Below are 23,086 nucleotides of genomic sequence, written 5' to 3' on the forward strand. Positions count from 1 at the left end.
AAACTACCCTAAAATAGAGTAGTTGATATATTTTGATATGAAGTTTTTAATTAAGAAACTCTTTCAATCAAAGCCATGTAGAATCCATCGTAACCTTGACTAGGCATTACTTTTTCATCTTTAATCATTTTGAAATTAGGATTGTTTTTAACGAATTCTTCAACCTGTTTATTGTTTTCAGAAGGGAGAATAGAACAAGTTGCATACACCATTTTCCCTCCTGCTTTAAGCATTTTAGAATAATCCTGAAGAATCTGCTGTTGTTCTTTTTTAATTCTGTCGATAAAATCCTGATCGATTTTCCACTTGCTGTCCGGGTTTCTTTTCAAAACTCCAAGACCTGAACATGGTGCGTCGATCAATAATCTGTCAACTTTATCGTGAAGTCTTTTGATCACTTTGTTGTCGGAGATCATACGTGTTTCGATGTTGTGAGCTCCGGCTCTTTTTGCACGGCGTTTCAGCTCTGCAAGTTTCCATTCGAAGATATCTAAAGCGATAATTTGTCCTTTATTTCCCATCAAAGCTGCAAGGTGAAGCGTTTTTCCACCCGCTCCTGCGCAAGCATCCACAACTCTCTGTCCTTCTTTTACATCAAGGAAATATCCGATTTTCTGTGAAGAAGCATCCTGAACTTCAAACAATCCTTCTTTAAAGGCAGTTGTAAGGAAAACATTCTTTTTCTCTTCAAGCTGAACAGCATCGGGATAATTTTTAATAGGATAAGCAACAATACTTTCGTCGGAAAGATCAGAAATCAGTTCTCTAGGAGTTGTTCTTAAAGAATTTGCTCTTAAAACTGTCGGAGCCTGCTCATTCAAAGCGTGCATTTCTTTTTCCCATTTTTCGCCCAATTCTTTTTCCAGAGTTTCGGCAAGCCATTCAGGAATAGAATGTTCGATAGCTTTTGTAGGAACCGTACCTTTTTTAAGTTTTGTAAGGATATCGGCAACTTTTATTCCGTCGAATTCTTCAAACTTTTTATAATTTGTTTTGCTCCAAAGAAGATAAGCAATAATTAATTTATAAATATTGTTCGGTTTTACACCTTCTCCCATGTAATATTCAAGACGTTTTTTCCAACGGATAATGTTGTAGAAAATCTCAGAAACAACGGCTCTGTCTTGGCTTCCCCATTTTCTGTGTGCTTTTAAAAGTCTTTCTATTACTTTATCGGCATATTTATTTTTCTCGAAAAATGTTTCCTGCAAAGCATCGTGAATTCCGATTGCAAGGTTTCTGTGAATAAGTTCCATAAAATTGGGTTCTGCTATTTTGAATCTGCAAAAATACGACTTTTAATTTATAAGTAAATATTTATCAATAAATGAGTAATTGTTTATTCTTTAATTTTCTCTAATTCGATTTCAAAACCTCTTTTTTCAATCATTGCAACTTCGTACAAATCTATTTTTCTTTTTTTAATGATATTCGTTGGAAAATCTCCGCTAAATAATGTAATTTCATTATTATTTTTCTTGGTAATTCCATAGCTAAGCCGCTTGTTTTTATAGATTGTTTCAAGAAAGGTGTCCATAGATATTTGATAGTTTTTCTGAAAACTGCAGTTTTTTGAGCTGAAAATAATTTCACCATTATCTTTAATTTCAATGATGGCATTTTTATCTAGAGAACATTTCGTTTCATCATAATCAAAAGGGAAAAAATCGAAAGGCTGACTTTTTATTCTCCATTTTCCTTCGAGATATTTATAGTTTTCATCAAGGACACTTTCTTTTTTACATCCAAGAAAAAGAAACAACAATAAAAAGCCAAAATATCTCATGTTTAAAATTTTAATTAAAAATATTAAAAAATCTACCTTTGCAAAAATTAAAAATATGAGTGATACTTTACTTTGCCCAAAATGCAGTTCCGAATTTACATATCCAAGTGATAATATGATGGTATGTTCCCAATGTTTTTACGAATGGAATCCGGAAGAAGAGGTTGCAGGTGCATCAAATTCAGGAAAGATTTTAGATTCAAATGGTAACGAACTTCAAGATGGAGATTCTGTCGTAGTAATTAAAGATCTTCCCGTAAAAGGTGCTCCAAAACCTGTAAAAGCAGGAACAAAAGTGAAAAATATTCGTTTGAGACCGGAAAGCGATCATAATATTGATTGTAAAATCGATGGTTTCGGTTCAATGGCTTTGAAATCAGAATTTGTAAAAAAGGCTTAATCTTTCGTGCAAAATATTTTAAGAAGCATTTCAGTATGCGTGACAGGTTTTTTTCTGTCCTGTATTATTTTCCTGACATTTTCCAAGATTAATGGACAGGGAGCGGCTTTATCAGTAGCGATGATATTTCTGTTATATATTATTTTCTTGATATACAGTTTGGTAATGGAAAATATTTTGCTTTTTTTATACAAAGGCAATACTGTAAATGCTTTTTGGGTTGCATATTCGATGCTTTTTATCTTTTTATTCTTTTACTGTTTTTACGAAAAAGGTTATGAGCAGGCTATAAATAGTATTTCAGGTTCTGTATTTTTGATATTACAGGTTGGAGGATTTTATTACTACAGAAAGAAAAAAAGTCTATAAAATAAAAAAAAGGAAAGAATTGGACAGTGTAATCTTTCAAAAGACTAGATCGCAAGATTGCTGATTTTCGTCTCAGGAGGCAGAAAGAGAATTAACCAAAAATTTCCTTATGCTGTGGAAATACAAATGTAAGAAAAAGTTTCAAACGCAATTCTTATGTTTGTATTTTTTTATCCACAAATTCACAATAAGTGTTGGTAAATGTGATGATTAGGCGATTTGATTACATCAAATTATGTTGTATTGTTTTTTAGGAGCAATTTCCCGCTTTCTGTTGCAATCTTTTTTTTCAAAAAAGGATTTCCACGTCAATCGGGGCTAGGATTTTCGTATTCATCTCAACCTCAGGAATAAATATAAACTTTTAAACAAAAGAGATAGTAACAGAATTTTCTATTTTTTTGTCTGTGTAGATCACAAGTTCTTTATTTTTTGATTTCACCTTGTTCCAGTAATGATTTCCTGCAAACCGACTTTCCAGAACTTCGGCTTCAAAACCATTTTCGGAGATTTTTACTTCTTTTGGATAGTAGGAAAATTTCGAAAGCTGAAAATCTTCAATTTCAGATTCATTAAAAATATTCACTTCACCAAAAAGTTTGGCAACATAAGAATTATAAGGATTTCTGAAAGTTTCCTCCGGATTGTCATTCTGAATCAGTTTTCCATTTTCAAGAACAATAATCTGATCCAGCCACGGAATAATATCCTGAAGCTCATGAGTGGAAATCACCAAAGAAATATTATTTTGCTTTACATATCTGAATAATTTTTCACGCAACTCAATTTTTCTCGGAAAATCCAGATTGCTGAAAGGTTCATCAAGAATCAGAAGTTTTGGAAGTACAGAAAGAGCTCTTGCAATGGCAACTCTTTGCTGTTGACCGCCACTTAAATATTTAGGCAGAACAGTGGCGAATTCTTCCAAGCCGACAACTTCCAAAAGCTCTGCTACAGTTTCTTTTTTCTTTGCTAAATTGATATTAGAAATAAATTTTCCTACATTTTCCGCAACTGTTGCATAAGGCATCAAATCAAAATTTTGAGCCACAAATTTCATCTGTGCTTCACCCGGAACAAGATTTCCTTTTGGTCCCATTAATTTTTCACCATCAAAAATAATATCGCCGCTTTCCCAATCCAAAAGCCCATAAACCAAATTGAGTAAAGTCGATTTTCCGCATCCGCTTTCTCCGGCAAGAGCGATGATTTTACCTTCCTCAAATCTCAGGTTTAGGTTCTGAAACAGGGGTTTTTCTTTGGAATATGAAAAGTATAAATTGTTTATTTCTAATAGCATAATACAAATGTAATGAATTGAAATGTTTTTAGGAAAGAACAATTTTTTTTATTATTTTAGCAGAAGTAATAAAAATTTATAAATTATGAAAAGAAAGCTGTTTTCGTTAGTTATTCCCGCATTTTTCGCGATATCTACAGTGGTTTCTTGTAAAAAAGACAAGCCTCTTTCCAGCGAGAGTAATGAAATGGCAACAACTAAAGATGGAGCTCAATATACGGTTGATACTCTGAACAGCAGAGTAGAGTGGAAGGGTTATAAAATTTTTAAATCTGAAAATACAAGTCATTTCGGAACCATTAAATTTGAAAGCGGTGACGTTACTGTAAAAGACGGAAAACTGGAAAGCGGAAAATTCGTTGCAGATATGACCTCTCTTACTTCTGAAGATCTACAGAACGACGCAGAAAATTTGAAAAAACTAAACGGACATCTGAAAAGCGGAGATTTCTTCGAAGTGGAAAAATTTCCAACAGCTTCTTTTGAAGTGACAAAAGTTACTCCATCTGCAGAAGGTGATTACAATACGCTTTTGGATGGTAATTTAACGATTAAGGGAATTACAAAACCTGTCCAGTTCAAAGCTAATGTTTCTGTGAAAGAAGGTCTGGTAAATATTGCTACAGAGCCAAAAGATATTAAAAGAGAAGAGTTTGGTGTGAAGTTTCAGGCTCCTGCCGCAAACGGGGTGATAAAAGATGAGGTGACTCTTCAGATTAATGTAAAAGCTTTAGAAAAAAAATAATTTTTTTATTTAAGTGAAATAAGTGATTGAAGTCTGCCTCCCGAAAAAAGAGGCAGATTTTTTTAACATTTTTAAGAAAATTATTTAACTGAAAAACCGTATTTTTGCAAAACATTTTGAAAGGGTAAAACAATGATAGAAAAGATAGAAGAATTACTGGTTGAGGTAAACAGCTTCAATACTACATCTAAGGAGGAGATCGAAAACTTCCGAATCAAGTATAATGGTAAGAAAGGAATTCTGAATGATTTTTTTGAAAAATTTAAAGAAGTTCCAAACGACCAGAAGAAAGATTTCGGACAGAAGATCAACACTCTGAAGAATGCTGTCAACGTAAAATTGGAGGATTTGAAAAATTCTTCCGCATCTTCTATTATACTTGAAAAAGAAGATCTTACAAGACCTGCTTTTCCCTTGGATTTGGGTTCCAGACATCCAATTAATTTGGTGAAAAACAGAATCATCGAGATTTTCAAATCGATTGGTTTTGCTGTTGCAGACGGACCGGAAATCGAGGATGACTGGCATAATTTTACCGCATTGAACCTTCCGGAATATCACCCCGCAAGAGATATGCAGGATACTTTCTTCATTGAACAAAACCCGGATATTCTTTTGAGAACGCATACTTCTTCGGTACAGATTCGCTATATGGAAGAAAATCAGCCGCCGATCAGGATTTTATCTCCTGGAAGAGTGTTCAGAAATGAAGCGGTTTCTTCGCGTTCACACTGTATTTTCCACCAAATTGAAGGTTTGTACATTGATGAAAACGTAAGCTTCGCAGATTTGAAGCAAACGATTCAGTTCTTTACAACGGAACTTTTCGGAAAGTCGAAAATCAGATTAAGACCATCATATTTTCCTTTTACGGAGCCAAGTGCAGAAATTGATGTTTATTGGGGACTGAATTCTGAAACAGATTATAGAATCACAAAAGGAACGGGCTGGCTGGAAATTATGGGTTGTGGAATGGTAGATCCTGCAGTTCTAAAGAATGTAGACATCGATTCGGAAAAATATTCGGGATATGCTTTCGGAATGGGAATTGAAAGAATTGTAATGCTTCTTTATCAAATGAGCGACATCAGAATGTTTTTCGAAAATGATATCAGAACATTAGAACAGTTTAAAACTTTATAATTAATTTAAACTTAAATAAATTCAAATCCTGTAAAAATTCAATTTACAGGATTTTTTTATTAATTTTATCCTATAACTTACGCAAAAATGTTTAAAAAATTATTGAATTTTAAATCAAGGAAGATAATTCACTATTCTTTAATTATATGTATTCTATTAATACAGTTACTTATAGTAGGATTTTTCTATAATGAGTACATTAATAGGAAAAATTTAACCTTTATTGAGAAACAACTTAAAGATGTTCATTCGTTGGAAAACTTTACGGACAATTCCAGAAAAGAACTTTTGAATGCTCAGGGATATTTTCAGAATTATGTAATGAATAAAGATGAAAAATATCTGGATTCTTATTTTCAGTCTTTGAATAAACTTGGTGAGAATTTAGACAGCATCAATAATTACAGATACAAATACCCAAGATTAAAAAACATTTTATCGTCACAGAAAAAAGATACATCAGAAATTAAAAAATTAAAGGTTTTAATTGATTCTACTTATCATTTTTCTACGCAGCCTCAGTTTAAGCCAAATTATGATATGCCTAAACTGGAAAAATATATTCCGGATTATAATTTTGATAAGTTTGATGTTGAAACCAAAACCTTTACAGATACTATAAAGAAAAAAGGATTATTCGGACGTTTGGGAGATGCGATTTCGGGAAAAGAAAGTGTACGTAAAGACAGTACCGTAGTTACTGTAAAACAAGGTAAAAAGCCAATTTCTTCATTGATAAAGTCGGATTTTGACAGTATCATGAAATTAGTCAATAATCATTATTACAGAGAAATTAAAAAAATACAGATAAATACTTCGGGCAACGCTACAAAGAAAAAAGATAATGAAGATAAAATTTATAAAATGTTCGGCAACCTTTTGGTTTACAGTAATGGTTTAATGAATATTTATGAAGTTGCCATCAAAGATTCTAAATCTGATCTTGAAAAAGAATATAATAAGCAGAATTCTGAAAGCAATAGGGTAAGAAAGAATTTAATTTTCGGGGCGATGATTTTAATGTTCATTGTTTCAATATTAATTATGTTCATGACCAGAATTGCGTTTATTTACGAAAGAAAACTAAATGCGGCGAATAATCAGATCAAAGAAAATCTGAATTTTAAAAACAGAATTTTGGGAATGTTGAGCCATGAATTGAGGTCGCCATTGAAAATTATCGGTCTTTTTATTAACAGAATTAATAAGAAAACGGAGGATAAACAAATTAAAGAATATCTGAAATCCATAAGCTTTACGAATGATACTTTATTGATGCAGGCAAATCAGATTTTAGAATATACTAAAAATCAGGCTGTTGAAAATAAATTGATTCCGGTTGTTTTTAATCTTAAAAATGAAATTACTTCGATATTAACTTCCATTGAACCTTATATCGAAACGAGAAATAACAAGTTTGTCATTCATGAAAATATAGATCCGAATCTTGTCGTGTTTTCTGATAACAAGAAAATTAACCAGATTTTCATGAATATTCTTGGAAATGCAAATAAGTTTACAGAAAACGGACAAATTACCGCTAATACTGAAACTGAAAGTATAAACGAAAATACAATTTCTTTAATTACAAAAATAAGCGACACCGGTGCAGGAATTTCAAAATCTGATCTTGAAAAAATATTTGAACCTTATTATCAGGGAGTATTATCGGAAGATGTAGAAAATCTTGGTGCAGGTTTGGGACTGAGTTTGTGTAAGGAAATTGTAGAATTATACTCAGGAAATATTTCGGTGGAAAGTGAAGTTGGAAAAGGAACAACAGTAACTTTTTCGGTTAATTTAAATATTAATAAATGAATCAGTTAGATAATAAATCTACCATTTTTCTACTTGCAGATGATCATAGTCTGATAAGACAGGGAATTGTTTTTCTTCTTGAAGATATTGATATTGATTATGAAGTTTTTCATGCCTCTAATTTGCAGCAGACGGTAGAATTCATAAAAACACATGCAATAGATGTAGCTATTATTGATGCCCATTTTCCTGATGGAAACAGCCTTTCGATCATACCTGAAATCAAAAAGATAAGACCGGAAACTAAAGTTTTGATCTTCACGGGAATAGATGAAAATGTACACGCTCTTAAATTTATTAATGCAGGAGCAAACGGTTTTCTAAGCAAGCTGAGTGAAGAAGAAGAAGTAAAACAAGCTATTCTTAAAATGTTGAGCCATGGTGAATATATTTCACCGGCAACGCAGATTTTATTAATGAATTCCTTACATAATCGTAATCTGATAAATCCTTTATTTTCTTTAACAGAAAGAGAACGGCAGATTGCAGAAATGTACGCGGAAGGTTTGGGTAATCTTGAAATTGCAAACAGACTGGATGTAAAACAAAACACGGTAAGTACAATAAAAAAGAGAATATTTGATAAACTTAAAATTGAAAATATTGTAGAACTTATTGAATTAATTAAAGATCATTAATAGATAAATTTCTACAAGGTAACCGATATATATCTACTGGGTTTAATATAAATGAATACTGGTTTGTTTTTATCTTTGCAATAACATTGTAAGGAAAAAAATTAAAACACAAGAGATCAAAAAGAATTCAAACTTACGACGTAAGCACAGATGAAACAGAACAACTTCCGAGATTTTCAGAAGTTGTTTTTTTATTATGATGTTACATGAATTTATCTGACGATTTTATTTAAAATAGTAGCCGAGTTTGTAGACAAACATCTATGTGCTTGTCGATATATATCTACATGATTTATCATAATTATTTATCAGGATGTTGGTATTTTTGTATCAGTAATAATAAACAATTATTTAACCAATAATTTAAAAATGGTCTTTGGTTCTGAAAACACAAATGATGAAACCAACTCAGAATCAAAGATCGTAAAGCACAAATGATACTAGTATCATTATTGCAGAGCTGAAAAGCTCTGTGATGGATACTTAAAAAGGGTAGCAAAGGTAAGAAGCAGCCTAAAAAAACACACACAATGAAATCAAGCCTCCGAAATTTCGGAGGCTTGACGTTTTTAATTACTGACCTAAGAAACAAAACGTAATTAAAAACTAGATTCCATTGAAAATTTATTTAGGGTTGTTTTGAAAAGTTTGTATGAAAGAGATTCAACAAATCTTGATTAACCTTTAGCTTTTTTCTTCGTCCAATGTTTTACTCTGTTGTAATCTAAAAAGTATGTGAGTTTTAAAGAAAAATTATTCACTGTGGGCTCACTGAAGAGCATATCGTAATTTTTTGTCACATTCAGCCTTGAAAATTCAAGATAATTTGATGTCGCATTTCTGTACAATAAAGTCAGTTGACTTCCCGGAGCAAACCACCATGAAAATCTTAAATCGACATTCCATGCATTATAAGTTCCATTTAAATTTTTATCAAAAAGATTGGTTTCTGCCAAACTTCCATCCTGATTTAAAGTGTAAAACTGTTTATAGGTAACATCAGAAAAATAATGTCGAAAAGTTAATGATAAAGCAATTTTTTCATTAAATGTGTATTTTGAGGTTAAAGCATTTTCGTAAGTGTTTCTCTGTCTTCTTCCAATGAAAATATCATTATTATCTTTCCCTGCAAAACCTGTTTCATTGTTACTGAAGCTTGGGTTAAAGGTCCAATGAACATTGAATTTATCTGAAAATCTATAACGCAGTCCGAAATTAGTAATAATCTGATTTCTTCCTTTTTCATCAAAAGCATAATAATCGAACTCAAAATTATATTGCAGTTTTTTTCGGCTGTCACTTTCAAACCAGATCCACGAATCAAAATATCCCGGAACTTTAAGGTGTCTTCCAAATGTTCTCGGTTCATAAATATCGTTTTGAGTAAGAGGAGAAAATTCAATTCCGCCACCGAAAACCCTGAAATTTTTATCCGTAAAACTGTTATTGTTGTTAAAAATAATATTCTGGAAAATAAACGGCTCTAATCTGTGAAAATAATTAATATTAAAATTCAGATACATATTGTTGAGAGTCTTTGTCGGCTGCAAAATTCTGTATCCGTACCAAGCATTATAATTTCCAAAATTGGTTCTTGTTGAAAACCCTACATCATTAATGTCCCAATCTTTCGTTGTCATATTTCCGTTAATATTAAAACGATGTTTTCCGGCAATTTTTTCGACACCAAGTTCACCTTTTGTCCCGAATTTCGTTTCGCCATCCATTACCCAGCTTCCTTTTAAGCTTCCGAAAGTTTTGTATGTATTCTTTTTATTGTTGATATCCCAAAGAATTCCCGTTGCATTGGCATCGCGGAAATCTCCATTTCTCGTAACATTGGTATTGATTAATGAAACAGAAGAATTTCCATTAAATCTTTGATCAAAAACCAAGACGTTGTAATTTGTCCAGGGTTCTACAACTTCTTTTCTGACTTCTCCGGTTTCATGGTTTAAAATCGTAGCTTCCATTTTCTGTGTTACTCCATTGAAAAACCCGATTCCAAGACCCTTTTTTGTTCTTCCTGAAATTTTAAAAGCATTAAATAATTTTACTTTCGCAGGATATTCTGTAACTTCTTCGTTTTCGCTGGTTGTAGGATACCTTGAAGGTTCTCCGCCGACTCTTCTGGAGTAAAACATTCCTCCTTTACTGAACAATTCGGTTCCTTCGGTAAAGAATGTTCGTTGCTCAGAAAATTGCTGTTCAAATGGAGTCAGGTTTAAAATTGAATTATCAAAATTCGCCTGTCCGAAATCCGGAATCAAAGTCATATCAAAGGTAAAAGCATCATTAATTCCATATTTGATATCCATTCCTCCGTTAAAATTAGAAGTTGTTTTTCCGTCAAAACTATTGACATAAGTCGAAATATAAGGGGTAAAAGATAGTCGGGTAGGAGGATTTATATTTTCAATTCCCTGCAAAACTCCATCGAATAAAGTATAAGAATTTTTGGCATTATCCACAAAATTCCAGTCATAAGAAGCTTTAATTCTCTGGATTCTTCGGAACATATTCATTCCCCATTCCTGAACATTGCTTTTTGGAAATCTCAATTCGGAATAAGGAATTTTCATTTCTACAGACCAGCCTTTTTCATTGATTTTCGCACCACTGTACCAAATTGAATTCCATGTATCATCCTCGCCATCTGTCGTTAATTTTGCATCAAATTGAACGCCCGCTGCGGTTACCATAAATTCTAAACTTTGCTGTTTATCATTATAACCATTCAAAGCAACTCCGAAAAAATCGTCATTACCGACGCCGTCTCTTTCTGTTAATTCTTTTGCAATTTTATTAGGAGTAGGATCATACATTTGTGCTCCAAAATAAATTCCTGTATCATCATACAAAATTCTGACCTCAGTTTTTATAGAATCGGCTTGAGGTTTTCCATTATTTGGGCTTCTTTCAATGAATCCAGTTGCAATTGGCGCGTTTTGCCATACTGAATCATCCAGAATTCCATCGATTTTTGGAGATGATGAGGTCTTTGTAATTACTATTTTTTTTCTCACAATATTTTCATCCTCTTTTTTCTGAGCGTATGTAAAAACTGAGCATAATATGAGGCAAATGATCAGCAGTTGAGTTTTCATAGTCTTAGGTCTTAATGTTTATAAAAAGAAGACAACCAAGATTTAAGATCTATTACATGGAAATAAAAAAATGTCTGTAAATTTTACAGACATTCGTTATGATAAAAGATTAATGATTTGCTTAATTTGTGAATTTTAAAGGATATTTTATGTTTTTATATCCGTCAATACTTGCCTTCAAAGAACCTACCGCCAATTCGGCTTTCAATAAAATTGGAATATGATTGGCATCATTGGAAACCCACATCGTTACACCTTCTTTTTCTTTAAAAACTCTGCCGCTTTTTACAGATGGAATTATTTTAAGACAATTGATCTCCCCGAATTTTGTATCAAGAGTTTCTGTTCCCACCACTTTTAGCTGAAAAGGAAACATTTCATCATCGATCCAGACATTCATATTAATAATTGTTCCTGTTTTTAATTCAGCCGGGCTTTTACTTCTTAAATAATAAAAGCATGAAAGCATATCCTGAACTCCTTTCACTGATTTTATTACTTTTGATCCGTTTGCCGGAGTTTTTTTATCAGTTAAAACTAATGTGTTATTATCATGATTAAAAGTTGTTTCAAAATGTTGACGGTAGCTTCCTTCTTTTACATTTCTCACGTAGAAACTTGGAAGTTCTGTCTGCATATTGATATAGCTTTCATAAAAATCTTCAACCTTAAAAAAAGCTCTTACAGCTCCGGTTGTTTGTCCGGTGCCTCTTACATGAAGATGGGGAATTCCTCTGTAATTTGTTTTCTGAGCCGTAAGATTGGCAGTTCCGGCATTTAAAAATCCATAGTGAATTCTTAACGTAATAGATTCTCCGTCTGCAATATTATCTATTTGGCCAAAACCTAAAAAGAATACAAATAGGGATAAAAAATTAAAAATTTTCTTCATAAATAAAATTTTACAAAAACACTGCCAAATTAAAAAACGATAAGATTTTCAGGATATTTGATAAATCTCAGTTTTTTATTTAGAATGAATTAAATATGCTTCGCATTAAAATTAGTAAATTTGCAGCCACAAGTATAATTAAATTATCTTATAATTATGATAACGACCGATATATTGATCATAGGAGCCGGCCCGACTGGACTTTTTGCTGTTTTTGAAGCAGGTTTATTAAAAATGAAGTGCCACATTATTGACGCACTTCCTCAACCGGGAGGACAATTGGCTGAGCTTTATCCTAAAAAACCTATTTTCGATATTCCGGGTTATCCATCTGTAAATGCAGGTGAATTGGTGGATAATTTAATGGAACAGATCAAGCAATTCCAACCAGGATTCACTTTAGGAGAGACAGCCGTTTCTTATACGAAAGTTGATGATGAATGGTTTGAAGTTGTTACTAACAAAGGAACTTTTCACAGATGTAAAGCAATTGCTATTGCAGGAGGATTGGGAACTTTTGAACCAAGAAAACCTACAATGGATAACGTTGCAGATTATGAAGAAAAAGGTCTTGAATATTTCGTAAAAGAACCTGAACATTTCAGAGATAAAAAAGTAGTAATCGCCGGAGGTGGAGATTCTGCGCTGGACTGGAGCGTTTTCTTGTCGAATGTGGCAAGTGAAGTAACTTTGATCCACAGAAGAAACGAATTCCGTGGAGCTTTGGATTCCGTAGAAAAAGTTCAGGATTTAAAGAATCAAGGGAAAATTAAATTAATTACTCCAGCTGAAGTTACAGCAATTAAAGGTGACGGAAAAGTTGAAGCAATTACTGTTGCAGTTGACGGACAGGATCCTTACGATATTGAAACGGATTATTTTATTCCATTATTTGGATTAACTCCAAAATTGGGTGAAATTGCTCAATGGGGATTAAATATCGAAAAAAATGCAATCGTTGTAAATAACGCTCTTGATTATCAAACTAATATCGACGGAATTTACGCAATCGGAGATATCAATACTTATCCTGGAAAACTGAAGTTGATTCTTTGCGGTTTCCACGAAGCAACTTTGATGTGTCAAAGTGTTTATAACAGATTAAATCCGGGTAAAAAATTCGTATTAAAGTATACAACAGTAAGTGGTGTAGATGGATTCGACGGAAGTAGAAAAGAAGCTGAAAAAGCAGTTGTGAAAAAAATTGACTAATTTTGCAAAATTATGTCAGATATTAATATAAAAATCACCGATAGGGAAGGTATAGTCCACGATGTTGTCGCGCCAACGGATATGTCCATGAATTTAATGGAAATTATTCGTTCGTATGAATTGGCAGAAGAGGGAACAATTGGAGTTTGCGGAGGAATGGCGATGTGCGCTTCTTGTCAGGTTTACGTGATCAACGATCCCGGACTTGAGCCGATGGGAGATGAAGAAGATGCTATGTTAGGCGAAGCTTTCCATGTAAAAGAGAACAGCAGATTGGGTTGCCAATTGCACATGGCAATGGCAATGGAAGGTCTTGAAGTGGAAATTGCTCCTTATCCTTAGAAAATTTAATTTTAAATTATAAAAAACTCCCGAAGATTTTTCTTTGGGAGTTTTCTGTTTATAGACTTATATTTTTATTTTCCAGATAATTTATTAACCAAATTATCGGAGCACCTTGTATCAAAGAGATTTTAATTTTATTATGATGTAAATTTTTGTTTAAAGATTTCAGGTAATCTATTTGTCGGGCAATAATTTCTATTTTATGATTTCTGAGATTTTCTTCAAGCTGTGTCAGATTAAATATTTGTAGATCTTTCAGTTTTGCAGAGAGGTTATTTAAAGAAATATAGGTTGAGTCGAACTTAGGGATTTCAGGAAGTTTCAGTGCTTTTTTTATTTCATTTTCAATTTCCCGCAAAAGCTGACTCTTTTTTACAAAAGCAATAATGGTAGATTCATTGATTTCTATAAGCTTTTTCTTATCTCTCGAATTTTTGCTGATTGAATTTTCAAAATAATGAATTTCTTTTTTTAATTTGGTAAATTCAATATCTGCCTGTTCCAATAAAGCGGCAACTCTATAAAATGTTCGCTTTGCTTTCTGGGGAATTTCGATGAAAGATTTGTAACCTAAATCGTGTTCTATTTCTGCCCACGAATGCTGAAGGATGCTTCTGATCTGAATTTCAAATTTAATATCCTTATATTCTGCAAACTCTGAAGATTGAGCTCTGTTATCACTCAATTGTAAAATATAATGAACACTTCTGTACCCAAACTTATCAATTTCAATATTTCCTTTATCTGTAGAATTTATCCAGTCAATTTTGAATTCTCTATTGAGAATTTCTTCTATTTTTGAAATATCATCTTCGAAATAAGTGATAATTCTTAGCCCTAAAATATCTGTAATATCATCGAGATGAATGTATTTATTTTTTTTTATTACTTTCTGGGCAAGGCTCTCTTTTGTTTTTACCCGGCTTGTAATCTGATGTATTGAAAAATTTCTACATAATTTTTTTAATACTTTTTCAACTTTAAAACTAAAAGAAGAATACAGGGAGGATTTTTCCTCATATTCTGCCAGAATTTTATTTAGGTCGTCATTTATCATACCGATTAGCTATTATTTAAATGTACAAAGTTTTTAATAGTAACATAATTATTATTGATAAATCTGGAATATTGAAAAGCCCGCTATATATTTTAAATTAAAATTTTTCAAAAAGAACCTTAAAATCATTGAAAAGTTTTATTTTAATTCTTCACAGGCTGAAACTTCGGATCACCTACTTGCCACAATGCAAACGAATAAATATCTGCATATTCATTAAAAACAACATCCATGTCACTTGTGAAATGCCCGTTTTCGTAATTTACGTACAGTAAAACAGGTTTTCCGGAAGCTGAATTTTTTTGTAATGTTGCAGCAAATTTTCCAGGTTCCCAAGGAACAATTCTTGAGTCGTTCATTCCTGTTCTTATAATGACTGCAGGATATTTTACGCCTTTTTTTACTTTACTTTGAGCGTCCATTTCCATTAAATGTTTGGCATCTTCCTCATTTTTAATACTTCCAACTTCAGGAATTTGATTTGGTCCGTTTGCTGTAGTTTCGGAACGTAATGCATTGGTCATACCAACTTCGGCAATAGCAACGGCAAATAGATCAGGTCTTTCGGTAAGGGCTCTTCCGATAAGAATTCCTCCTGCACTTACTCCGTTTCCAATTAATTTTGATGAGGAAGTATATTTTTGATTTACTAAATATTCTGCACATGCAATAAAATCTTTCCACGTATTGGGCTTTGTGGCTTTCATTCCCGCTTTGTGCCAGTTTTCGCCCTTTTCTCCGCCACCTCTTACGTGCGCAATTGCAATTACAACTCCTTGCTCAAGCAACACGGAAAGTCTGGTTGAAAAACGTGGTTCATAAGAAAATCCGTAACCACCATAACCTGTTATATAAGCAGGATTTTTACCGTCCATTTTCATATTTTTAGGGTAAATAATAGAAAGTGGAACCATTACTCCGTCGTGGCTTTTTACTTCGATTTCTTTTACGGTATAAAGTTTATTGTAATCCGGAAAATTTGTTTCAGAATTAAGATATTTACTTTTTACAGCAACGCCTTTTTCAGGATTGTATTCATAATTTGTAAGTGGAGTCAGCCAGTTTACATTATCACAATAGATGTTGTCATTTTCATGTCGATTTAATGATAATGAAGTATTTACACCTGTAGGGAGGTCTATTTTTTTTGTAGCTAATGTATTGAGATTTATCTGATATTTATCTCTCGTGATTCCGTTTCCTAAAGAATAATAAATATAATTTTTAGAGTTGTGAATGGCAATAATCACAGCATCTTTACTTTCAGGAACGACTGTTTTTGCATTCTTAAAATCTGGCTTTAAAAGACTTGTAAGCGTGATTTTATAATTCGGGGCATCTTTATGAGTCAATAAGAAAAGTTTATCTCCAGAAATACAAATATCAGTAATATCATCTGAAGGTTTAATGATTTGTCTCCAATTGATTTTTTTATTTTTTAATTCTGAATAAGGTGCTACAAAGATCGGGCTTTCCGACTTTACAGAACTTAATCTCAAAACCATGTATTGATAATCGTCAGAGAAAGAAATATCTGTAAATTGTTCAGTTAAAGCATTCAATTCCGGATATTCTTCTCTTGAAGCTAGTATTTTATCCGTTTTTGGATCAGTTCCGATTACGTGAAGCATTGCTTTCATATCTTTTAAAAGCATATTGCTGTTCGGATCTGCCGTACTCATTTTGGTATAAATGATCGATTTGTCATCCGGCGTAAAATCAAAAGCAAATTCACTCCAGATAGGACCAATTTCATCATTCAGAAATTTCTTTGTTGTAAGATCAAAAATTTTAAGATCACAAATCTCGCCACCTGATTTTGATAATAAAATAGCAATTTTTTTAGCTTTTGAATCAATATTAAAGTTTGTGATCTGAGTATTTTTGCCAAGCGATTCAGGATCAAAAATTAATGTTTCTTTTCCTGTAGAAAGATCTCTCGAATAAAGCTTTGAAAGGTTTTCGTCTTTTTTCGTTTTTGTATAAAAATATACATTTTGCCTTTCTAAAACACTTCCAAAAGTATCTCCATTCATTTTTTGAACTTCCTTCATCCTGTTGAAAAGATCTTCCCGATGAGGAATTTTACTGATGATACTGTTACTGTAATCAGATTGATTTTTAAACCAAGACTGTACTTCGGGATTGGTAAGATCTTCCATCCATCGATAATTGTCTGTGATTTTTGTTCCGAAATAATCGTCAACAACCACTTTTTCAGGAGTTGTAGGATAAGTGTACTGCGCAAGAATTATTTGACTTAAAAATAATCCTGCTGTCAAAAAAATATTTTTCATTATGTATTTCTTTTGTGTGTGATAAATTTTGATATTACAAATGTACTAAACTTCGTCTTTTGAAATCCATTTTCCAACCGTCGGAGCTTCATAATTTTTCATCATCTCTAATAAATCATTAATGTCATCATTGATCAACAACATATCTCTATTGATTTGTTTCAAAAACCCTTTATCAACCATTGTTTGAACAAGTTTGATTAAATCATCATAAAATCCGTCAATATTCAAAACAGCGATTGGTTTTTTGTGAAGTCCGAGTTGTGCCCAAGTTATCATCTCGAAAAACTCTTCCAACGTTCCGTAACCTCCTGGAAGAACGATCACGCCGTCGCAAAGTTCATTCATTTTGGTTTTTCTTTCGTGCATGGTTTCAACCAAAATCAATTCCGTCAATTGTTTGTGAGCAATTTCTTTAGATTGTAAAAAGTGGGGAAGAACTCCTACAACTCTTCCATCTGCGTTTAAAGCTCCGTCTGCGACAGCGCCCATCAAACCAGTGATTGCACCGCCATAAACTAATTGAATATTTTGTTTTGCTAATGTTTGACCAAGTAAAGTAGCCTGTTCTTTATAAATATCGTCCGAACCAAAGCTTGATCCGCAAAATACTGTGATGCTTTTCATATTATTTACAAAAATTTATTAAATAATTTCTAACTTCAAAATTAGTTAAGTCACCCGCTTTTCTGAAATTAATGCAAGCTTCATCATTTTTACCAACAGCAAGATATGATATAGCTAATTTAGTATATCCTTCATGAAGTCTTATCGTAAAACGGTTTTCTTTAATTTTTAATTCGTTAAGTTTATTGAATTTTTCAATTGCTTTGTCGAAATTATTATTGTCATAATACTGTGAACCTTCATGAATAATATTATACAGTTCTTTTTCTGACTTATCATTTAAATCCTGATAAAACTTTAAAAAATGGATTTCTTTTGTCACAAGCATATTCATTCCATAAGGATTTTCAAAATATTTTTCTCCTTTTTTTAATGCCTGAATAAATTGTGTATCATATTGTGGAGTACGTTTATCAAGTATTTCAATATTAGTTATTTTATTATCTTTTGTTAGAATATATTGTATTTTAAAATATAAATCATCCATATCTTTTGATGCTTCCTGTGTCATCAATGGAATTATAAAATCGTCAAAAGTTTTTTCATTATTAAATATTGGGTGAATTATTTTATTGGCAATTAATAGGCTGTCATTATTCCTAATCTCAATTTTTGGTTTGAATTCTGGATATTTTTTTATAAAATCTTCGGCTTTCAATAATAAAGACACTTCATTATCTTCTTGGAGAAGAAGATATTTTTCTTCAAACCAATATTTAAATTTACGGTTTTCAAGGCTGATTTTATCAAGATAAAATTTCGCTTTAAATTTAATTTCATTAATAGATAATTCATTCGGGTTGATTTTATAGAAAATTTCCATTGAATATTTTGAATTATTTATTTCTAAGTTTTCTCCATCGGATTTTACAATTTTATCTAAAATCCATTCGCCTTTTAATTGTTGTGATTGTGAATAATTTTTGATGTAACAAATAAATAAAATGATCAATAATAGTTTTTTCATGCAATTAGTTTTATTTAAAAACAAATATCCAAAATCAAAGCGACTTTGGATATTCAATATAGCAATTTTACAATTTTATTTTTGAGGAATATTCGCTAAAATATCTTTCGTAAAAGCCCAGAATTTCTGTGCAGAAGGAATATTCGCTTTTTCATCCGGAGAGTGAGCTCCACGAATTGTCGGTCCGAAACTTACCATTTCCATTTCAGGGTAATTGGCTCCGATAATTCCGCATTCCAAACCTGCATGACAAGCTACAACGTGAGGTTTTTCATTGAACTTTTCAGTGTAGATTTTCTCCATCAACTGAACAATTTCAGAACCTGGTTTTGGTTTCCATCCTGGGTAAGAACCACTGAAAACAGTATTCATTCCTGCTAATTCTGCAACAGATTTCAACTGTTCTGCAACAGAATCTTTAGATGATTCTACAGAAGATCTTGAAAGGTTTAAAATTTTCAATTCTCCCTCTCTTAATTCAACTCTTGCTACGTTGTTTGATGATTCTACCAAATCTTTTACATCGGGACTCATTCTGTAAACTCCGTTGTGAAGAGATTTTAAAGTCAAAATAATTTTCTTGGAATCTGCTTCAGAAATTGCTTTTTCGGAAGAAGTAGCATTTTCAATATTGATTTGAAGATTAGGTTCAACAGTTGCAAATTCTTCCAGAATTTCTTTTTTAAGCCCATTCGTTAATTCTTCGATGAATTCCTGAGCATTTCTCACGGAAGCAATCGCAACACCTTCTCTTGGAATTGCATTTCTCAATCCGCCTCCGTCAATAGAAATCAACTGAATATTTTCTTTTTCTAAAGCCTTATAAAATAATCTTCCCAAAATGATATTTGCATTCCCGAAACCTTTATGGATATCCATTCCTGAATGACCACCTTGTAAGCCCTTAACTTCAAACCTTACAATTTGTCCGTTTGCAGCTTCGGTTTCATAGCTTTGAGAGATCGTAACATCAATTCCTCCTGCGCAACCGATATCGATTTCATCGTCTTCTTCAGTATCAAGATTTAATAAAATTTGTCCTGTTAATTGTCCTGGTTTTAAACCTAAAGCTCCTGTCATTCCGGTTTCTTCATCAATCGTAAAAAGCGCTTCCAAATCAGGGTGAGGAATATCTGAACTTTCAAGAATCGACATAATCGTTGCAACTCCCAAACCGTTATCAGCTCCCAAAGTTGTTCCTTTTGCTTTTACCCAGTCTCCGTCGATTTCCATTTTAATTCCTTCTGTTTCGAAATCAAAATTTACATCATTGTTTTTTTGGCAAACCATGTCTAAATGCGATTGTAAAACAACAGATTTACGGTTTTCCATTCCCGCAGTTGCCGGTTTTTTGATAATCACATTTCCTACTTCATCAACTTTAGTTTCCAAACCTAAGTTTTCACCAAATTCTTTGATGAAAGCAATTACTTTTTCTTCTTTTTTTGATGGTCTTGGAACAGCGTTTAACTTGGAAAAGTTTTTCCAGATAATCTGCGGTTCTATATTAGATAATTCCATGAAATTTATTTTTATCAAAATTACGAAATAAAAAATGCTTCCGTAAATCAGAAGCATTTTTTTATTGTTTTAATTGGATTTTTAACACCCACATTCACCGTAAATAGGCAGTGTTTCAACTGTCCCGTCCGGTTTTTCGATGGTAATTGTCCCTTGAAATAATAAAGCTTCTTCGCCTTTTATTTTCTTGCCTTTTACAGAAATTTTATAATTATCACTTTCGATTTCTTTGCTCAGTTCCTCATCAACTTCCATGTCGCTTGAGGAAATCAGATTCATTGCCAATCTTTTTCCGTCCAGTTTCATATAAGCCATTTTTCCTGCATCATCGGCATAAATATATTTTTCGTTTTCAAAATCAGCCTTATTTTTCGCAAAATAACATGAACATTCCTTAATCTCTTTTGGAAAAGGAAATTCTTCAACTGAAATTTTTCCTGAAGAAGTATCGATAGCCACAGAATCCTGAATTACTTTTACAGAATCTGCTGATGTCGGATTTTGAACTGTCTGCTGCTCTTTTTTACAGGAAACCAACAGGATTGCAAAAAAGAAAATGATTAAATATTTCATTGTTTGTGGGTTAATTTATTTATCCTCTTGCTCTTTCAAGGAGCGTCATCATCAATAATGAAAGGATTACTGCACTTTCATCATCATCATTTATGTCAACTAATCTGTCAAGCTGAAATCTTCTTCCGAAGAAAGACGGCATTTTTTTTAGTTTGAAATAGGCTTTTCCGTCAATTCCAGAAACTGTGTAAGTCGGATTTAAAAAATATCCTGTAAACATTCCGATAACAGGGATTTCGCCAACCATTCCGTCGAAAAATCTCACCCATGCATTATCTTCCTGGATTTTGAATTTTGCCTGATCGTTTCCATCCAAAACATCATAGCTTGCTTTCCAGATAGAACGCATCCCTTTTCTGGCAAGTCTTCCGAAACTTCTTCCTGTTGCAACTTCTGTTAAAGAATATGAAGAATTAAAGTCGATCCATTTGTTGGCTTTAATTCTGAAAAGTTCTTTGGATTTGCTCTCGTCATTGAAAACGATTACATCTTCTTTCAATTTGAACATCTTCTGACGAACGTAAGCTACATAATTACCATTTCTATCAGTGATATTGAAATCACTTGCCAATGTTGAAATCTTAAATTTAAAATCCAGTGGATAATTTAAATTGTTAAGTGCCATTTAGTTTTTATTTTTTCAAGTTAATATTTAGATTCTCAAAGATAAGATTTTTTTAGACTTTTGAATGGTTGATATGGGATTCTGAATGTTATTTTTTTGCTAATGATAACTGAAAATTTTGCTTCAATGATGAATTTTCAATTCTTTTATAAGTAAAAATCGAACATCTATAATTCTCTCATTTTTTCAACTATTATCGTTATTTTTGTTCTATGGATTACCCAAGTAAAGTTTTGGCAAAAGCGGTGGATGAAATTGCAGGATTACCCGGTATTGGAAGAAAAACAGCTTTGCGATTAGCATTACATTTATTGAAACAGCCCAATTCCAGAGCAACAAGCCTTGGAAATTCCCTGATTAATCTTGTTAATGAAATAAAATACTGTAAAGATTGTCATAATTTCTCCGATTTTGAAATTTGTGAAATTTGCAGTAATGAAAAAAGAAATGATGAGGTAATTTGTATTGTTGAAGATGTTCGTGACGTGATTGCTATTGAAAATACGGGAAAATACACAGGGAAATATTTAATTTTAGGCGGAAAGATTTCTCCGATGGAAGGAGTAGGACCCAATCAGCTGAACATTCCAAGTATTGAAAAGAAATTGAATGACGGAAAGGTAAAAGAGTTTATTTTTGCTCTGAGTGCGACGATGGAAGGAGATACAACGGCATATTATATTTATAAAAAATTTAAAGGATTTAATGTGAATTTTTCCAGCATTGCAAGAGGCATTTCAGTAGGAGATGAACTCGAATATGCGGATGAGATTTCTTTGGGAAGATCGATTATGAATAGATTGCCTTATAATGAAGGAAGTTCTTAAATTTTTCAATTTAATCCAATCATGATTTCCGTAATTATTCCAATGTATAACGCTTCACAATCTATTGTTCTGACTTTAGATTCTGTAAAACGCCAGACTTTTCCTCAGGAAGAATTTGAGATTATCATTGTGAATGATGGTTCTACAGACGAAAGTTCTGCGATTGTAGAAAATTATATCAAAGAAAATCCTCTGATGAATATTGTAATGCTGCATCAGAAAAATGGAGGAGTTTCAAAGGCCAGAAATACAGGTCTGAAGATTGCAAAAGGTAATTATATTGCTTTACTGGACGCAGATGACGAATGGAATTCAGCGAAAATCGAAAAACAAATACATTATTTTGAAAATAATAGTCTGCAAATAGACTTTTTGGCGACAGCAAGAAATAATAATAAAATTTTATTTCCATATCAGATAAAAAACGGACTTGCAGAGATCACTTTTAGAAAACTTCTGATCAGAAACGAAGCACAGCCTTCAACAGTAATGTTTAGGAAGAAAGTTCTTGAGAACACAGGGTATTTTGATGATAACCAAAGATATGCAGAAGATGTAAACTATTGGATGAAAGTATCATTAAAGAACAAAATGTATATCTTAAGCGAAAGTCTTGTGATTGTGGGAAAGGGAAAAAGGAGTTTTGGAGTTTCCGGATTGTCGGCAAATCTTCCGGAGATGGCGAAAGGTTTTGAGAAAAATCTCAGAGAAATGTATGCTTTGAAAGAAATAAATTATTTGCAATATGCTTCATTTAGACTTTTTTACAGAGCAAAATATTTACTTTTGCTGTTCCGAACTTTTTATTATAATTTAAACAAAACAAAAAAATAATTA

General features: G+C 32.4%; 22 protein-coding genes. 10 read left to right on the forward strand and 12 right to left on the reverse strand.

Features of this window, described 5'->3' with window-relative positions:
• Positions 1–50: 50 nt before the first annotated feature.
• Both ABD940_RS14795 and ABD940_RS14800 read right to left on the reverse strand, forming a co-directional pair.
• On the reverse strand, positions 51–1,256 hold the full coding sequence (locus ABD940_RS14795) for an RsmB/NOP family class I SAM-dependent RNA methyltransferase (RefSeq protein ID WP_345205450.1): 1,206 nt from the start codon (positions 1,254–1,256) through the stop codon (positions 51–53).
• Positions 1,257–1,339: 83 nt separating this feature from the next.
• Positions 1,340–1,786: a hypothetical protein gene (locus tag ABD940_RS14800; protein WP_345205452.1), complete on the reverse strand. Its 447-nt coding sequence runs from the start codon at positions 1,784–1,786 to the stop codon at positions 1,340–1,342.
• Between the two features lie 55 nt (positions 1,787–1,841).
• Between ABD940_RS14800 and ABD940_RS14805 the strand changes: the two genes are divergently transcribed.
• Both ABD940_RS14805 and ABD940_RS14810 read left to right on the forward strand, forming a co-directional pair.
• Positions 1,842–2,186: a zinc ribbon domain-containing protein YjdM gene (locus tag ABD940_RS14805; RefSeq protein WP_345205455.1), complete on the forward strand. Its 345-nt coding sequence runs from the start codon at positions 1,842–1,844 to the stop codon at positions 2,184–2,186.
• Positions 2,187–2,192: 6 nt separating this feature from the next.
• Positions 2,193–2,555 (forward strand): hypothetical protein, encoded by a 363-nt coding sequence (locus tag ABD940_RS14810; protein ID WP_345205457.1) that lies wholly within the window; start codon positions 2,193–2,195, stop codon positions 2,553–2,555.
• Positions 2,556–2,919: 364 nt separating this feature from the next.
• Here the strand turns inward: ABD940_RS14810 and ABD940_RS14815 are convergent, their stop codons facing one another.
• Positions 2,920–3,855, reverse strand: coding sequence for a sulfate/molybdate ABC transporter ATP-binding protein (locus tag ABD940_RS14815; RefSeq protein ID WP_345205460.1), 936 nt, complete (start codon positions 3,853–3,855; stop codon positions 2,920–2,922).
• Between the two features lie 85 nt (positions 3,856–3,940).
• Between ABD940_RS14815 and ABD940_RS14820 the strand changes: the two genes are divergently transcribed.
• The 4 genes from ABD940_RS14820 to ABD940_RS14835 all read left to right on the forward strand — a co-directional run bounded on the left by ABD940_RS14820 (position 3,941) and on the right by ABD940_RS14835 (position 8,199).
• Positions 3,941–4,600: a YceI family protein gene (locus ABD940_RS14820; RefSeq protein WP_345205462.1), complete on the forward strand. Its 660-nt coding sequence runs from the start codon at positions 3,941–3,943 to the stop codon at positions 4,598–4,600.
• A 132-nt stretch (positions 4,601–4,732) separates the two neighbouring features.
• Positions 4,733–5,743 (forward strand): phenylalanine--tRNA ligase subunit alpha, encoded by a 1,011-nt coding sequence (gene pheS, locus ABD940_RS14825; RefSeq protein ID WP_345205464.1) that lies wholly within the window; start codon positions 4,733–4,735, stop codon positions 5,741–5,743.
• Between the two features lie 252 nt (positions 5,744–5,995).
• The gene (locus ABD940_RS14830; protein WP_345205467.1) at positions 5,996–7,561 is read left to right on the forward strand and encodes a sensor histidine kinase; all 1,566 of its coding nucleotides are present in this window, start codon (positions 5,996–5,998) and stop codon (positions 7,559–7,561) included.
• Positions 7,558–8,199, forward strand: a complete 642-nt coding sequence (locus tag ABD940_RS14835; protein WP_345205471.1) for a response regulator — start codon at positions 7,558–7,560, stop codon at positions 8,197–8,199. Before ABD940_RS14830 ends, ABD940_RS14835 begins: the two co-directional genes overlap by 4 nt.
• Positions 8,200–8,876: 677 nt before the next feature.
• On the opposite strand, the gene ABD940_RS14840 is transcribed toward ABD940_RS14835, so the two are convergent.
• Both ABD940_RS14840 and ABD940_RS14845 read right to left on the reverse strand, forming a co-directional pair.
• On the reverse strand, positions 8,877–11,306 hold the full coding sequence (locus tag ABD940_RS14840) for a DUF5916 domain-containing protein (RefSeq protein WP_345205473.1): 2,430 nt from the start codon (positions 11,304–11,306) through the stop codon (positions 8,877–8,879).
• A gap of 121 nt (positions 11,307–11,427) precedes the next feature.
• Complete coding sequence (locus ABD940_RS14845; protein ID WP_345205475.1) at positions 11,428–12,198, reverse strand: DUF3108 domain-containing protein; 771 nt, start codon at positions 12,196–12,198, stop codon at positions 11,428–11,430.
• 156 nt (positions 12,199–12,354) lie between these two features.
• Here ABD940_RS14845 and ABD940_RS14850 point away from each other — a divergent pair, with 156 nt between their 5' ends.
• Both ABD940_RS14850 and ABD940_RS14855 read left to right on the forward strand, forming a co-directional pair.
• On the forward strand, positions 12,355–13,410 hold the full coding sequence (locus ABD940_RS14850; protein WP_345205478.1) for an NAD(P)/FAD-dependent oxidoreductase: 1,056 nt from the start codon (positions 12,355–12,357) through the stop codon (positions 13,408–13,410).
• A 12-nt stretch (positions 13,411–13,422) separates the two neighbouring features.
• The gene (locus ABD940_RS14855) at positions 13,423–13,752 is read left to right on the forward strand and encodes a 2Fe-2S iron-sulfur cluster-binding family protein (RefSeq protein ID WP_345205481.1); all 330 of its coding nucleotides are present in this window, start codon (positions 13,423–13,425) and stop codon (positions 13,750–13,752) included.
• 58 nt (positions 13,753–13,810) lie between these two features.
• Here ABD940_RS14855 and ABD940_RS14860 read toward each other — a convergent pair whose 3' ends face one another.
• The 7 genes from ABD940_RS14860 to ABD940_RS14890 all read right to left on the reverse strand — a co-directional run bounded on the left by ABD940_RS14860 (position 13,811) and on the right by ABD940_RS14890 (position 21,422).
• On the reverse strand, positions 13,811–14,812 hold the full coding sequence (locus ABD940_RS14860) for a GTP pyrophosphokinase (protein WP_345205483.1): 1,002 nt from the start codon (positions 14,810–14,812) through the stop codon (positions 13,811–13,813).
• A 143-nt stretch (positions 14,813–14,955) separates the two neighbouring features.
• A complete protein-coding gene (locus ABD940_RS14865; RefSeq protein WP_345205486.1) occupies positions 14,956–17,109 on the reverse strand; it encodes a prolyl oligopeptidase family serine peptidase in 2,154 nt (717 codons plus the stop codon).
• 45 nt (positions 17,110–17,154) lie between these two features.
• A complete protein-coding gene (locus ABD940_RS14870; RefSeq protein ID WP_345205489.1) occupies positions 17,155–17,736 on the reverse strand; it encodes an LOG family protein in 582 nt (193 codons plus the stop codon).
• Position 17,737: 1 nt separating this feature from the next.
• On the reverse strand, positions 17,738–18,703 hold the full coding sequence (locus ABD940_RS14875; protein WP_345205491.1) for a tetratricopeptide repeat protein: 966 nt from the start codon (positions 18,701–18,703) through the stop codon (positions 17,738–17,740).
• Positions 18,704–18,778: 75 nt separating this feature from the next.
• Complete coding sequence (locus ABD940_RS14880; RefSeq protein WP_345205493.1) at positions 18,779–20,224, reverse strand: aminoacyl-histidine dipeptidase; 1,446 nt, start codon at positions 20,222–20,224, stop codon at positions 18,779–18,781.
• A gap of 81 nt (positions 20,225–20,305) precedes the next feature.
• Entirely contained in the window at positions 20,306–20,797 is a 492-nt protein-coding gene (locus ABD940_RS14885; RefSeq protein ID WP_345205496.1) for a hypothetical protein, read from the reverse strand.
• 19 nt (positions 20,798–20,816) lie between these two features.
• Positions 20,817–21,422 carry an LURP-one-related family protein gene (locus ABD940_RS14890; protein ID WP_345205498.1) on the reverse strand — a complete coding sequence of 202 codons (606 nt, stop codon included), beginning with the start codon at positions 21,420–21,422 and terminating at the stop codon, positions 20,817–20,819.
• Positions 21,423–21,634: 212 nt separating this feature from the next.
• Here ABD940_RS14890 and recR point away from each other — a divergent pair, with 212 nt between their 5' ends.
• Both recR and ABD940_RS14900 read left to right on the forward strand, forming a co-directional pair.
• On the forward strand, positions 21,635–22,249 hold the full coding sequence (gene recR, locus ABD940_RS14895; protein ID WP_345205500.1) for a recombination mediator RecR: 615 nt from the start codon (positions 21,635–21,637) through the stop codon (positions 22,247–22,249).
• Between the two features lie 21 nt (positions 22,250–22,270).
• Positions 22,271–23,083 carry a glycosyltransferase family 2 protein gene (locus ABD940_RS14900; protein WP_345205503.1) on the forward strand — a complete coding sequence of 271 codons (813 nt, stop codon included), beginning with the start codon at positions 22,271–22,273 and terminating at the stop codon, positions 23,081–23,083.
• Positions 23,084–23,086 lie beyond the last annotated feature (3 nt).

The organism is Chryseobacterium ginsengisoli, assembly GCF_039542325.1.
Classification (GTDB): domain Bacteria; phylum Bacteroidota; class Bacteroidia; order Flavobacteriales; family Weeksellaceae; genus Chryseobacterium; species Chryseobacterium ginsengisoli.